Below are 13,804 nucleotides of genomic sequence, written 5' to 3' on the forward strand. Positions count from 1 at the left end.
TCCAGGCCGTCCGCGCTCCAGGACCGCTCGACCCGCACGCCGGCCGCCACGAGGGCGTTGGTGACGTGGAAGTTGCCGCTGCCGACCACCCCGAAGGCGGTCCCGGCCCCGCACGCGGCCAGGACCCGGCCCACGGCCTCGGCGACGATCAACGCTCGACCAGGGCGAGCACGCGCACGGGGCTGCCCGAGCCGCCCTCGATGGGCAGCGGCGGCGCGACCACGACGGCGCCGGTCACCGGCAGACGGTCGAGGTTGCGCAGCTGGGTGAGGCCGTACTTGCCCGCGCCGAGCAGGAAGGAGTGGCAGGGGAACGGCGGGTCGAAGGAGTGGGCCGCGCCCGCGTCGGTGCCCACGGTCTCGACGCCGAGCCCGAGGATGGGGGTCTCGGCGGCCAGCCACTGGGCGCATTCGACCGAGATGCCGGGTGTGTGGGGGCCGGTCTCGTCGGCGTTCAGGAAGGCGGCCTGGTCGGCGGAGCGGGCGTCCCAGCCGGTGCGGTAGAGCAGCCAGCCGCCCTCGGGGAGCGGGCCGTTGGCCCGCTCCCACTCCTTGACGTGGTCGATCTGGAGAAGGAAGTCGGGGTCCTTCGACGCCTCCGCGGCCAGGTCGAGCACCACGGCGGGCGCGATGAGGCTGCGCGCGGGCACCTGGGAGACGTCCTCGCCGTCGCGGGCGGTGACCCAGTGCACGGGGGCGTCGAAGTGGGTGCCGGTGTGCTCGCCGGTGTGGATGTCGTTCCAGTACCAGGCCGGGCCGCGATCGTCGTACCGGCTGATCTCCTCCAGCCGGAACGGGATCGTGTTGCCGAACGGCTCGGGCAGCTGCAGGATCGGCGTCTGCGCCGTCAGCGGAGCGGTGAGGTCGATGACCTCGATCGCCCCGTTGCGCACGCTGTCCACGAAGCTCTGCAACACCGACATGTCTTCCTCCTTGGTGGGCTGAGCGCATCCTCCTACGCTCGCCCTACCAGTGCAAACGCCTGTGCTACCGGCAGGCCACGCGGTAGCCGTCGAGGTCGTAGGTCTTCTTCAGCGAGTTGAAGTTCTGGGCGTTGGACTTCGCGCAGAACTTGGACGTGGCCAGGTTGTACTCGACCTGGAAGACGGCCTTGCCGGCCTTGACGAACTGGTCGTAGCCGTACCCGCCGCCGTTCTGGGCGGTGGTGCACTCGGAGTGCTCCCAGCACTCCTCGTTGATCGCGAAGTCGAAGTACGGCAGCAGTTGCGGGATCTGCGCGACGTCGTTCTTCAGCGCCACCGACAGCCCGCGCTTGTGCGCCTCGTTGGCGAACCAGGCGTTGTAGGCGAGCTGGTCGGCGGCGGTGAGCGGGAAGCCGGTGTCGTTGGTGTAGCCGTCGACGTTGTCGGGCTCGACGGCGTCGAACCCGGCCGCCTTGCACATGTCGAGCCGGTCCTTCATGATCGCGCCGAGCTCGCCGGTGAAGCGGCGGATGTCCAGCCACCGCTCGCCCTCCCAGTCCTCCAGCGGGTCGCCGAGGACCGCGGCGGGGAAGCGACCGGCGTCGGGGCGCCAGTCCTCGTACGTGCCGGCGCTGACGTAGCAGACGACGCGACGGCCTGGTTTGTCGGCCTTGAGGGACTGGACGATGGTGCCGGAGTCGGCGGCGTCGAAGCCGTCGATGTCGAACAGCTGCACGTCGGGATACGGCTTCTTCGGCAGGGCGATGAGCTGCCAGTCCCAGCTCGTGTTGAGCGCGGGCTTCCAGCAGCCGTTGCACGCGACCGGGCTGGGCAGCGCGGCGGCCCCGGAGGCAGCCTCTGAAGCTCCAGAGGCGGCCCCGCTGGCGGCCGGGGCGGTGGTGAGGGAGGTGACGACGGTGACGGCCGCCAGGGCGGCGGCGGAGATGAGAGCGGACAGACGCATGGACACTCCTCGCGAACGAAAACCATTCGGGATCGGTGGCGACGCGTGCTGTTCCGCACTCTCCGTCCTGCGTCCTGGCCAGGGACGCCGGAGTGGCGTGGCCCATGACCGCAGGGCGTCACGCCAGCACGCTGGTGCGTGCCTCCTTTCTGCCGGTGAGCAGAATTGCGCGTTTCTGCGCTGTTGTCCAGAGTTTCCGGCAGAAAGTTACGCCTTGCTCCACTCGACGCAACCCCCGGTCTGGAAGGCCTTGTCCGTGGGCAGGATGGTGACGCTGGCGGGCCCCGTCGGCATGCCGGAGGCGATGACGTCGCCGGTCGTGCTCTTCAGCCTGGCCCAGTAGCAGAGCGGGAACCCGGCGGTGGGGCCGGTGGTGCGGTAGGTGCCGGGCTGGATGTCGGTGCCGACGACGAGGGTGCGCAGGGTGGCGCCGTTCAGCGCGGGTGTCGTCGCGTTGCCGCTTCCGGGCGGGGTGGCCTGTCCGGGAGGCGTCGCGGGCGAGGTCTGTCCGGGCTGCGTCTGACCTGGCTGCGTCTGACCTGGCTGCGTCTGTCCGGGCTGCGTCTGGCCCGGCGGCGTCTGCCCAGGTGGGGTCTGGCCCGGGAGCGTCTGACCGGGCGTGGACTGCGGGTCCTGGGGCGGCGTCGCGGCGGTCTCCGGCGCGCCGGTCGGGCTCTCCTCGACCGTCACCGTGACCCGCGGCGCCGGCTCCTCGGCGGAGGTCGTCTGCGCGCCGAACCCGACCAGGACGCCCAGCAGGAAGCCCAGCAGTGCGGCGAGCCCGGAGACGAGCACGATGATCGGCGGGCTGCTCGTGGCCCGGGGGTACTCAGGTACCCGCTGATGGTCAGGAGGGGGCGGCCCGTACATCACGGACCAAGGGTCCCATCCCTGTCAACGATGCTGTCAACGATGCAGGTAGTCGACGAGTGACGCCTTCTCCGTCTCCAGTTCCTCGATCGCGCTCTTGACCACGTCGCCGATGCTGACGATGCCGACCAGCCGGCCGCCGTCGACCACCGGCATGTGCCGGAAGCGCTGCGTGGTCATGGTCTGCCGGAGCGAGTCGACGTTCTCTCCGGGACCGACCGTGGTCACCTCGGTGGTCATGATCGAGGAGACCGGGGCGTCGAGGATGGCGGCGCCGCGGTCGTGCAGGCGCCGGACCACGTCGCGCTCGGAGACGATCCCTTCGATGGTGATCCCGTCGGAGGAGACGACGACGGCGCCGATGTTGTGCTCGGCGAGCTGGGCGAGCAGCTCGCGTACCGTGGCCGCGGGCGTCACGGTCGTCACGTCACTGCCCTTGCCACGAAGGATCGTCCCGATGAGCATGTGCACCACCACCTCTTGCCCTCAGTGTTCCAGGCCTGCGTCCAGGCAAACAACCCCTCGGGCCCGGAGTCAAGCGGTCCCGTAGGCTGCTCCCTGTACTGGATCACGACATCGACCGACATACCACTCAAGGAACGCTCCATGGCCGAGGCGCTCAACATCGGAAGCCACGATCTGCCCGTCACCGACGAACTGGCCGCGTTCATGCGCACCGGCTGGGCCCCACAGAGAACGGGGCAGGACGCCCCTCGGCCGATCGCCCCGTGGGCGGCCAAGCGGCGGGCCGCGCTGGCGCAGCGGTTCCCGGGTGAGCGGCTGGTGATCCCCGCGGGCACGCTGAAGGTGCGCAGCAACGACAGCGACTTCCGGTTCCGGCCGCACAGCGCGTACGCGTACCTGACCGGGGCGAGCGAGTCGGACGACGTGCTGGTGATCGAGCCGTCCGGCGAGGCGGTGCTGTACGTCAGGCCGCGCGCCCCGCGCGAGGAGGGCCAGGAGTTCTACCGTGACCGCCGCTACGGCGAGTTCTGGGCCGGACCGCGCCCCGACCTGGCCGAGGCGGCGGCACTCCACCAGGTCGAGTGCGCCCACATCCGCGACCTGGAGCTCGGCCGCCCGGCCAGGGTGCTGCGGGGCGTGGACGCCTCCGTGGACGCCGCCGCCCCCAGGGGCGAGGGTGACGCGGAGCTGGAGGCGTACCTGTCGGAGATGCGGCTGGTCAAGGACGAGTGGGAGGTCGGCGAGCTGCAGTCGGCCGTGAACGCGACCGCGCGCGGCTTCGAGGACGTCGTACGCGCGCTCCCCCAGGCGTTCGGCCACCCGCGCGGCGAGCGCTACCTGGGGGGCGTCTTCGGGCTGCGGGCCAGGCTGGAGGGCAACGCGACCGGCTACGACAGCATCGTGGCCGCCGGGGCGCACGCCTGCGTGCTGCACTGGATCCGCAACGACGGCCCGCTCGACCGCGGCGACCTGCTGCTGATGGACGCGGGCGTCGAGTCGGACACGCTCTACACGGCCGACGTCACCCGCACCTTCCCGCTGTCGGGCCGCTTCGGGAGCGTGCAGCGGCAGGCGTACGAGCTGGTCTACCAGGCGCAGGAGGCGGCCATCGCCACGCTGCGGCCCGGCGCCCGCTTCCGTGACTTCCACCTGGCGGCCATGCGGGTGATCTGTGAGGGGCTGCGCGACTGGGGCCTGCTGAAGGAGAGCGTCGACACGCTCATGGAGACGGGCCTGTACCGGCGCTACACGCTGTGCAGCAGCGGCCACATGCTGGGCCTCGACGTGCACGACTGCGCCAGGTCGCGGGCCGAGGTCTACCTGGACGGCGTGCTGGAGGAGGGCAACGTGCTGACCGTGGAGCCCGGCCTGTACTTCCAGCCGGACGACCTGACGCTGCCGGAGGAGCTGCGCGGCATGGGCATCCGGATCGAGGACGACCTGGTGATCACGTCCGACGGGGCCCGGCTGATGTCGTCCGCGCTTCCCCGCGACCCCGACGGGATCGAGTCCTGGATGGCAGCGCTGCAACAGCTGTAACGGAGCGGTCACGTTTCGTACGTGGCTGACAAGGCGCGGCCCGGCCCTCATACCTTTTCCGCAAATTCCCGCCAAGCCATGGCCTACTGGACAACCCGTCAGTAGGGTTGCCAATCCGTAGGCGGCGGAGGTGGTGATGGCCTGGTCCGGGTACGTCGGACGCCGCGCCGGCTCGGCCCTCGGCCAGGTCGGAGACCTGTTCGTCATCGTCCTGGAGGGCCTGCGCCGGAGCTGGGACGTCAGGCGCTGGTGGTGGGAGTTCGTCGACCAGTGCTGGTTCCTGGCCCGCATCACCAGCGTCCCTGTGCTCCTGGTCTCCCTGCCGCTCGGCGCGACCGTGGCGCTGCAGGTGGGTGAGCTGGCCCGGCAGCTCGGCGCCGGCTCGGCCACCGGCATCGCCGTCTTCGTCGGCCTGATCCGCGAGGTGGCGCCGCTGGCCAGCGCGCTGCTGATCGCCGGGGCCGGCGGCAGCGCCATGACCTCCGACATCGGCGCCCGCCACATCCGCGACGAGCTGAGCGCGATGGAGGTCATGTCGGTCAACCCGATCCACCGCCTGGTCACGCCGCGCATGTGGGCGGCCAGCACGATCGCGGTGTGCCTGTGCCCGCTGGTCATCCTGGCGGGCGCGACCGGCGGCTACTTCTTCAACGTGATCGTGCAGGGCGTCACGCCCGGCGCGTACTTCGAGGGCGCGCTGTCCCTGGTCGTGGCCTCCGACCTGTACGTGACGCTGTTCAAGGCGTGGATCTTCGGCTTCATCGCGGCCGGGGTGGCCTGCTACAAGGGCATGACGTGCGCGACCAGCCCGGTGGGCGTGGGGCGGGCGGTCAACCAGGCGACCGTGGTGACGTTCATGCTGGTGTTCACGTTCAACTACGTGATCTCGGCCGTGTACTTCCTGGCCTACCCGCCGAGGTCGCTGTGATGGTGACCTGCTGATGGCGACGCGGACGGCCGGCCTCAGACTCGCCCTCAGGGGGCGGGACGCCGCCGAGCGGTTCGCGGCCCTGGCCGACTGGCCGCTGTTCGTGTGGAAGGTCCTGTTCTACTCCGTCCGCGACGTGGTGCTGCGGCTCAAGTACGGCAAGGTCGTCCTGCGCCAGGTCAGCGACGTCGTGGTGGGCGTCGGGGCCACCGTCATCGGCGGCGGCATGGTCTTCGTGGTGTTCACGATGGCGTTCGTCGTGGGCGCGACCGTGGGGCTGCAGGGCTACCAGGGGCTGCAGGCCATCGGCGCGGAGTCGTTCATGGGCCTGGTCGGCAGCTTCGCCAACGTCCGCGAGATCACCCCGATCATCGCGGCCACGGCGCTGGCGGCGCAGGTCGGCTCGTCGTTCACGGCGGAGCTCGGCGCGATGCGGATCTCGGAGGAGATCGACGCGCTGGAGGTGATGGGCATCAACGCCTTCACCTACCTGATCTGCACCCGGGTCGTGGCGGCGCTGCTGGCGCTGGTGCCGATCTACCTGATCGCGCTGTTCGCCAGCTTCTTCGCCACCCGGCTCATGTGCACGGTGCTGTTCGGGCTGGCGCCCGGGGTCTACGACTACTACTTCTACCTGTATCTGCCGGTCAGCGACATCCTGTTCAGCGTCGCCAAGGTCGCCGTGTTCGCCTTCACAGTCATCGTCATCCACTGCTTCCACGGCTTCCACGCCACCGGCGGGCCCGTGGGCGTGGGGGTGGCGGCGGGAAGGGCCATCCGCCAGTCGATCGTCACGATCGTGCTGCTCAACCTGCTGCTGTCGTACCTGTTCTGGGGCGGCGGCGGCAACATACCGCTGACGGGATGAGGCCGGTGACCCGAGCTCAACTCCCCCTCGCCGCCCGGATGGGCATCGCGCTCGCCGTGCTGGCGGTGCTCGCCGCGGCCACCCTGTACGTGGTGCGCACCACCACCGAGTTACGCGGCACCCGCATCGACGCCGTGTTCGGCCGGGCCGGGCAGGGCCTCGACACCGCCTCGCCGGTCAAGATCCGCGGCATCACGGTCGGCGACGTGACGGGCATCGCGCTGGACGCCAAGGGCAGGGCCGTGGTGACCATGCACGTCGATCCTGGGGTCAGGGTGCCCACGACCGCGGTGGCCTCGGTGGAGCCGGCGTCGGTGTTCGGCCCCAAGTTCGTCGAGCTGCGGCCCGGCTCCGGTGAGACGACCGGCCCGTACCTGTCCGCCGGCGCCGTCATCACCGACACCGAGGAGCCGCTGGACCTGTCCGACACGCTCGGCGACGCCTACCGGGGCCTGGACGCGGTGGACCCGCGCGAGGTCACGGTCATCGTGCACACCCTGGCCAAGGGGCTGGAGGGCGAGGGCGAGAACCTGCGCGAGCTGATCGGCGACGCCGGCACGGTCGTCGGCGTCGCGCACCGGCACCGGGCTCGGGCACGACAGTTCTTGCACGACGCGGCACTGCTCGGCACGGCGCTGTCGGACAAGGGCGACGAGCTCGTCTCCATCTCCTCCGACGTCAACGTCATCACCCCGGACCTGCTCAAGCGGGCCGACAAGGTACGCGCCCTGCTCCAGGAGGTCACCTCGGTCTCCGGGCAGGTCTCGCACGGCCTGGCCAAGCATCGCGGGAACCTGCGGGCCGGGGTGCACTCGGGCGAGCGGGTCGCCGCGCTCATCTACGCCCAGCTCGGCCTGGCCGGAGACGGCGTACGCGGACTCAACCGGCTGGTGGACCTGCTCAACGAGCTGATCGAGGCGCCGGGTCCGGGCGGCAACCGCCAGTTGCAGGTGGAGGCGTTCATCGCCACCGACGTCTGCGAGCTGATCGTGGGTGCCTGCGGCCCGACCGACGGGAGGCGCTGACGTGGAACGCCTGCGCCGCCGCTGGACCCTCGTGCGGTTCGCGCTGTTCATCGGCCTCACCCTCACGCTGATCGTGGTGATCGCGGTGCAGATCGAGCGGGTGAGCACGGGCGGCGGCTACCGGCTGGTCGCCGTGTTCGACGACGTGTCGGGCCTGAATGAGGGCGACCAGGTGAAGATCGCCGGAGCTCCGGTCGGCCAGGTGGACACGATCAGGGTCGTGAACGGCCGGGCGGAGGTGACCATGGAGGTGCAGGACGCGGTCAGGGTGCCGACCGACACCGAGGCCGCCGTACGCTGGCGCAACGCCGTCGGCCAGCGCGTCGTCTACCTGCTGCCCGGCACCGCGCCCGGCCGGCTGCCACCGGGGGCGCGCCTCACGCGCACCTCGTCCGTCGTGGACATCGGCGAGCTGATCAGCGACCTCGGCCCGCTCACCCGCAGCCTCGACCCCGACCAGATCAACCAGCTCCTGACGGCCGCCGCCAAGTCGCTCAAGGGCAACCAGCACAACATCCCGCGCCTGCTCGACAACGTCAACGCGATCACGACCACGGTCGACGAGCGCAAGAAGACCATCGAGCAGCTGCTCAAGGACTACGCCACCGTCACCGGCGTGGTCGCCAGGCGGGACCGGCAGATCGAGCGGCTGGTGGACAACCTGGTCACGCTGACGGAGGCGTTCGCCGACAACCGCGAGCTGGTGGACGACGCGCTGGTGGAGCTGTCGGCCACCGTCCACACCTCCAACGAGGTGCTCGGCAAGAACGCCGGCGAGCTCGGCCGCCTGGTGGACAACCTGTCCGGGCTGACCGGCGGCATCAGGCGGAACGTCGGCAAGATCGACAAGACGGTCAGCACGTTCCAGCCGCTGTTCGCGCGGGCGTACTCGAGCGTCAACCGCGGCCACTACTTCATCACCGCGGTCCCCTGCGTGGCGCTGAACGCCGCCCCGTGCCCCTACGGCATGCAGACGCCTCCGCCGCTGCGCAACACGAGGATCCAGAGCGAGAAGGACCTGCGGAAGCTGCTGGTGGGCCGCTGATGGCGCTCAAGTCGTTCAGGGACCGCAACAGGTACGCCGTCGGCCTGGTGTCGCTGGCCGTGCTCGGCGCGATCCTCGTCACCACGTTCCTCGTCGGCAACCTGGGCCTGCTGGAGGGCGGCTACACCATGTCGGGCGTGTTCACCGACTCCGGCGGGCTGCGCACCGGCAACGACGTGCGGGTGGCCGGGGTGCGGGTGGGCGAGGTCACCGAGGTGCGCGCCGACTACGCGCAGGGCCACGTGGTGGTCACCTGGAGGGTGGACGACGGCGTGCGCCTCGGCCGGGCCACCCGCGCCGACGTCGCCCTGTCCAACCTGCTCGGCGGCCGGTACGTCAAGCTCACAGGACCGGTCACACCTCCGTACCTGGACCAGTTGCCCGAGGACCGGCGGCGCATCCCGGTGCGGCGGACCGGCGTGCCCACGCTGATCAACGACGCCATCAAGGACGCGACCCGGCTCGTCGAGCGGCTCGACACCGACGCCGTGGACGACCTGCTCGCCGAGCTGGACAAGCTGGACACCTTCAAGAAGGGGCGCGTCACCCGCCTGCTGGACAACATCGGCGACCTGTCCGACACGATCAGCAAGAGCGAGCCGCAGCTCCAGCGGCTGCTCGACAACGGCACCCGGATCATGGACGTGCTGAAGAAGAAGGACGCGCAGCTCGGGCGGCTCATCGACGCCGTCGAGGTGATGCTGGACGAGCTGCGCGAGCGCCGCGCCGAGCTGCGCACGCTGCTCGGCGACGGCAGCGACCTGGTGCAGAGCACGACCCGGCTGATCAACGAGCACGAGAAGTCGCTCGTCCAGGTCCTCGACGACAACGCGGCGATCACCACCCGGCTCAGCGGCAGCAACGAGCGGCTCAACTCACTGCTGGCGTGGGCGGGGCCGACGTTCTCCGGCCTGTCGACGATGGGCGGGCAGGGGCCGTGGCTGGAGGCCATCGCCACCGGCCTGGGGCCGATCAACCCGGAGGTGCTGGGGGCCATCGCCAAGGACAGGAAGAGCGACAAATGACACGGCTGGTGGCGGTGCTGCTGGGGTGGGCGCTCCTGGCGTCCGGGTGCTCGGTGACGGGGGCGGAGCCGTACCGGCTGGTGGCGATCTTCCGCGCCGCGCCCTCCCTGTACGAGGAGGCGCGGGTCAAGGTCATGGGCCTCGACGCGGGTTACGTGGACACCATCAGGATCGACGGGGACAAGGTGCGGGCGGAGCTGCGGATCGATCCCCAGGTGCCGCTGCCCGCCGGCGTCAAGGCCGTGGTCGCGCCGCAGAACACGCTCGGCGAGCGCAACGTCGTCCTCTACCCCCCGTGGAAGCCCGGCGACCGGCGGATCGCCGCCGGGGCGACGATCCCGCTGGAGCGCACGGACCTGCCGGTGGAGATCGACGACGCGCTCGACGCGTTCACCAAGCTCACCGACGCGCTCGACGACGAACGGCTCGGCGATGTGGCGGGCGACCTGGCCGACGGCGTCAGGGGCCGGGGCAAGACGATCAACAACGCCATCGCCGACACCTCGGAGCTGACCGGCGTGCTGGCCGCGCAGGACCAGCGGCTCATCGACCTGGCAAAGGGGCTGAGCGACCTGGCCACCAGCCTCAACGAGCGCGAGAGCCAGGTGACGGGCGCCATCGACGCCTTCTCCGAGGCCAGCGCCATGCTGGCGGAGGAACGGCGGCGGCTGCGCGGCTTCGTCACGTCGATGGCCGGGTTCGTCCGGCGCGGCGACGTGCTCATCGAGCAGTACGCCGAACGGCTTCCCCAGGCCGCGAGCACGCTGGCCGAGCTGGTGCTGACCGTCCGGGCCAACAGCGACTCCATGGCGCGGGCGGTCAAGGGCGCGGCCGACTTCTCCGACATCCTGATCGACTCCTGGGACCGCGAGCAGCACGTCCTGAAGATCAGGATCGTGCTCAACGCGATGACCAGGGCGTGGCTGGCGCCGCTGTTCGACGCGCTGAACCTGGGCGAGGTGCCGTGCCTGCCCGCCGGGCTGAGCAACTGTCCCTTCTCCCGGAGAGGAGGCGCGCGATGAGGCTCAGGATCCCGGCCGCGCTGGCGGCGCTCGCCCTGACCGCGTCCTGCTCGCTGCAGACGCTCGGCGCGACCAGCGGCGACATGACCCTGTACGCGGTCTTCGACGACGTGCAGAGCCTGGTCGCCGGGCACAGCGTGCAGATCTCCGACGTGCGGGTGGGCACCGTGACCGAGATCCGGCTGCAGGGATACCGGGCCAAGGTGACGATGTCGGTCCAGTCCGCGCACCGGGTGCCCCAGGGCAGCACCGCCACCGTGGCCAAGACGTCCGTGCTGGGCGAGAACTACGTGCTGCTCAGCCCGCCGACGGGCAAGGACCTGGCCTCGGGTCCCTACCTCAAGGACGGCGCCACCATCGCCGACACCTCGGTCGAACCGGACATCGAGCAGGTCACCGCCAAGGCCGGGCCGCTCATCGAGGCACTCGGCGCGCAGGACGTCAACGCCGTGCTCGACGCCGCCTCGACCGCGCTCGACGGGCAGGGAGACGACGTCAACCGGCTGATCAGGCAGACGGCGCAGGTCACCGACGCCTACGCGGCCGCCCGCCGGGACCTCGGCACCAGCATCGACGCCCTGGCCAGGCTCGGCGACGACCTGGCCGAGGGCAGCGCCGAACTCGACCGGCTGCCCGGCACGCTGGCCGCGGCCACCGAACGCCTCGCGCACGGGCGCGGCCACGTGAGGAAGACCATCGTCGCGCTCACGAAACTGGCCGAGCAGGCCAACCTCACCGTCTACCCGCGCCACGCCGCCCGGCTGCGCACGCTGCTGCGCGAACTGGAGGCCATCTCCTCGTCCATGCAGCGGGGCAAGGAGGATCTGAAGGCGCTGGTGGCCAAGCTGCAGAAGTTCATCGACGCGCCGCCGATCACGGTGAACGGCCAGGTGATGATCTACGTCTGGCTGAAGGGCGTGCTGCCGTCGGTGCGCGAGGAGCCCGTACGCAACCCGGTGGAGGACTTCCGCATGCTGCTGGAGCCGCCGCGATGAGACACCGCATCTACCTCAACCTCGGCTTCTTCGTGCTGCTCGGGATCGTCATGACGGTCTGGGCGTTCAGCACGATCATCAAGCTGGACGCGATCGAGCGGCCGTACCGGGTCTCGGCCGAGTTCGTCTCCTCCCCCGGGCTGATCCGCGGGTTCGACGTGGCCTATCTGGGCGTACGGGTCGGCAAGATCGGTGACGTACGGCTGGCGCCGGGCAGGATCGTCGTGGGGCTGGACATCGACAGGGAGATCCGGCTGCCCAAGGGCGTCACGGCCGAGGTGCGCCGCAAGTCGGCCATCGGGGAGCCGTACGTGGAGCTCTCACCGCCCGCCGCCGGCGTGACCGGGCCCGTCCTCGCCGCCGGCGACACGATCCCGCTGGCCAGGACGACGGTGCCGCTCGACTACAAGAAGCTGTTCGAGGGCGTCGGCAAGCTGCTGAACGCGGTCCCGCCGAAGGACGCCGACACCATCGTGCACGAGCTGGCCGTCGCGCTGGACGGGCGGGCGCCCGCGATCAGGCGCATCATCGAGGACGCCCACACCCTGACCGGCACGCTCGCCGACAACACCGAGGTGCTCGACGACCTGGCGGTGCAGCTCACCCGGCTCACGCACACGCTGGCGGGCAAGCGCGGGCAGCTGGCCTCGGGGATCACGGACCTGAGCGCGGTGACGGCCGCGTTGCGGGAGTCCCGTACCGATCTCAACGCCATCCTCGACCACGGGCCCGGGGTGTTCGCGCAGCTCGACGACGCCGTCAGGAAGTCACGGCCGGGGTTCTCCTGCCTGCTGACGGCGGCCGGGCTGCCGCACCGGCCGGCGTTCTCGGCCGCGACCGAGCGGAACGTGCACCATCTGCTGAGCATCGTGCCGACCGCGCTGAGCCTGTCCGACGACATCAGCGACCGGCGCGGGGACACGGTGTACGGCAAGACGGCGTTCGTCTTCAGCGTGCCCGGCGGGCCGCAGCCGGCCGAGGAGTACGCGGGGCCGCTCGGCCCGCCCTCCGTGCCCAAGCTCCGCGCCTGCCCCGACCGCGCCCCCGAACCCGACCCTGGCGCGGGCCCTGACTCGGGTCCCCACCCGGACGCCGCCGGGCGGCCTGGCGGCGCACACCAGGACGTCGCCGCCCGGCCCCGCGCCTCCGGCGGCCCTGCCTCCGCGAACGACCGTCCTGGCACCGGCACACCCGGCGCGAAGGAGGACAGCACGAACAGGAAGGAGACGGATGGAACGGACAGGACCCCGCGAGCCACCGGCTCACCGGCGGACGCGGCCGGCCCCCGGGCCGCGTCCGGAACCCCCATCAACACCGTCCCGCTGATTGCCGCGATGTTCCTCGCCGTGGTGGCGAGTGGTGGCATCGTGGGCTGGATCGCGGCGGGCCGGGCCGCCCGCCGCCGTGAGGAGTCGTCTTGACCGCCAAACCGGATCTCGCCGAGCAGGCCCCCACCGACACCGACACCGACACCGACGGGGACACGGACACTCCCCCTGAGGCCACTGACCCCACCACCCCTGCCCCGGACGCCGAGCCATCCGGAGAGCCCGGAGCCAGGCGGTTCTGGCGGGCCAAGGTGTTCGGTGCGCTGACCGCCATGCTGGTGGCCGCCGTCGCCGCCACCGCCGTGCTGCAGTGGGTCGCCGCCACCCAGGCCCAGGACGCGCGGGCCGCCCTGGAGTCCGAGCGCGCGCTGCGCCTGGAGGTGTCCGGCGCGGCGAGCGCGTTCAGCCAGGCCCTGCTCAGCTACGACTACCGTGACCTGCAGACCACCCGCTCCACCCTGGCCGCCCAGGCCACGGGCGACTTCCTGGCCACCTACGACACGGCGTTCGGCGGCACGATGGCGCAGGTCATCGTCAAGCTCAAGGCCACTTCGCAGGCCACCGTGCGCGAGGTCTACCTGGCCGATGTGGACGAGGCCACCGCGCACGCCATCGTCGTCGTGGATCAGCAGGTGAACAGTTCGCAAGCGATCCGCTCGGTCAGGGATTCGCACCTTAAGATCAGTCTTGTGAAGGAGAAGGGCAGCTGGAAGATCCATGACGTGACCGCGCTCGGCGCGGCCTCGGAGGACCAGTACTCCCTCGACGGCGACAAGGACAAGAAGGACTGACGATCGGCCCCTTAGCG

Annotated in this window: 15 protein-coding genes; 10 read left to right on the forward strand and 5 right to left on the reverse strand. The window is 70.9% G+C overall.

Annotated features, from left to right (window positions below):
- The 5 genes from ABFX54_RS26715 to ABFX54_RS26735 all read right to left on the reverse strand — a co-directional run.
- A partial coding sequence (locus tag ABFX54_RS26715; RefSeq protein WP_346109178.1) for a hypothetical protein occupies window positions 1-134 on the reverse strand: 134 nt, incomplete at its 3' end.
- A 14-nt stretch (window positions 135-148) separates the two neighbouring features.
- The gene (locus tag ABFX54_RS26720; protein ID WP_346109118.1) at window positions 149-922 is read right to left on the reverse strand and encodes a cyclase family protein; all 774 of its coding nucleotides are present in this window, start codon (window positions 920-922) and stop codon (window positions 149-151) included.
- 64 nt (window positions 923-986) lie between these two features.
- A complete protein-coding gene (locus ABFX54_RS26725; RefSeq protein ID WP_346109120.1) occupies window positions 987-1,886 on the reverse strand; it encodes an endo alpha-1,4 polygalactosaminidase in 900 nt (299 codons plus the stop codon).
- A 207-nt stretch (window positions 1,887-2,093) separates the two neighbouring features.
- On the reverse strand, window positions 2,094-2,756 hold the full coding sequence (locus ABFX54_RS26730) for an Rv1352/Rv1906c domain-containing protein (protein ID WP_487047323.1): 663 nt from the start codon (window positions 2,754-2,756) through the stop codon (window positions 2,094-2,096).
- A 36-nt stretch (window positions 2,757-2,792) separates the two neighbouring features.
- Window positions 2,793-3,221, reverse strand: coding sequence for a CBS domain-containing protein (locus tag ABFX54_RS26735; RefSeq protein WP_346109124.1), 429 nt, complete (start codon window positions 3,219-3,221; stop codon window positions 2,793-2,795).
- Window positions 3,222-3,362: 141 nt separating this feature from the next.
- Here ABFX54_RS26735 and ABFX54_RS26740 point away from each other — a divergent pair, with 141 nt between their 5' ends.
- From ABFX54_RS26740 to ABFX54_RS26785, 10 genes are all read left to right on the forward strand, one after another.
- Window positions 3,363-4,760, forward strand: coding sequence for an aminopeptidase P family protein (locus ABFX54_RS26740; RefSeq protein ID WP_346109126.1), 1,398 nt, complete (start codon window positions 3,363-3,365; stop codon window positions 4,758-4,760).
- Window positions 4,761-4,896: 136 nt separating this feature from the next.
- Window positions 4,897-5,688 carry an MlaE family ABC transporter permease gene (locus ABFX54_RS26745; RefSeq protein ID WP_346109128.1) on the forward strand — a complete coding sequence of 264 codons (792 nt, stop codon included), beginning with the start codon at window positions 4,897-4,899 and terminating at the stop codon, window positions 5,686-5,688.
- Window positions 5,689-5,701: 13 nt separating this feature from the next.
- Window positions 5,702-6,556 carry an ABC transporter permease gene (locus ABFX54_RS26750; protein WP_346109130.1) on the forward strand — a complete coding sequence of 285 codons (855 nt, stop codon included), beginning with the start codon at window positions 5,702-5,704 and terminating at the stop codon, window positions 6,554-6,556.
- Window positions 6,553-7,581 carry an MCE family protein gene (locus tag ABFX54_RS26755; protein ID WP_346109132.1) on the forward strand — a complete coding sequence of 343 codons (1,029 nt, stop codon included), beginning with the start codon at window positions 6,553-6,555 and terminating at the stop codon, window positions 7,579-7,581. The genes ABFX54_RS26750 and ABFX54_RS26755 overlap by 4 nt, the downstream gene beginning before the upstream one ends.
- Window position 7,582: 1 nt before the next feature.
- Window positions 7,583-8,626 carry an MCE family protein gene (locus tag ABFX54_RS26760; protein WP_346109134.1) on the forward strand — a complete coding sequence of 348 codons (1,044 nt, stop codon included), beginning with the start codon at window positions 7,583-7,585 and terminating at the stop codon, window positions 8,624-8,626.
- Window positions 8,626-9,651, forward strand: a complete 1,026-nt coding sequence (locus tag ABFX54_RS26765) for an MlaD family protein (protein WP_346109136.1) — start codon at window positions 8,626-8,628, stop codon at window positions 9,649-9,651. Before ABFX54_RS26760 ends, ABFX54_RS26765 begins: the two co-directional genes overlap by 1 nt.
- Complete coding sequence (locus tag ABFX54_RS26770; protein WP_346109137.1) at window positions 9,648-10,673, forward strand: MCE family protein; 1,026 nt, start codon at window positions 9,648-9,650, stop codon at window positions 10,671-10,673. The genes ABFX54_RS26765 and ABFX54_RS26770 overlap by 4 nt, the downstream gene beginning before the upstream one ends.
- Window positions 10,670-11,668 carry an MCE family protein gene (locus ABFX54_RS26775; RefSeq protein WP_346109139.1) on the forward strand — a complete coding sequence of 333 codons (999 nt, stop codon included), beginning with the start codon at window positions 10,670-10,672 and terminating at the stop codon, window positions 11,666-11,668. Before ABFX54_RS26770 ends, ABFX54_RS26775 begins: the two co-directional genes overlap by 4 nt.
- A complete protein-coding gene (locus ABFX54_RS26780; protein WP_346109141.1) occupies window positions 11,665-13,089 on the forward strand; it encodes an MCE family protein in 1,425 nt (474 codons plus the stop codon). The genes ABFX54_RS26775 and ABFX54_RS26780 overlap by 4 nt, the downstream gene beginning before the upstream one ends.
- Complete coding sequence (locus ABFX54_RS26785) at window positions 13,086-13,787, forward strand: hypothetical protein (protein ID WP_346109143.1); 702 nt, start codon at window positions 13,086-13,088, stop codon at window positions 13,785-13,787. Before ABFX54_RS26780 ends, ABFX54_RS26785 begins: the two co-directional genes overlap by 4 nt.
- The last annotated feature ends 17 nt before the right edge of the window (window positions 13,788-13,804 follow it).

The organism is Nonomuraea maheshkhaliensis, from assembly GCF_039529435.1.
In the GTDB taxonomy this organism is placed as follows: Bacteria; Actinomycetota; Actinomycetes; order Streptosporangiales; family Streptosporangiaceae; genus Nonomuraea; species Nonomuraea maheshkhaliensis.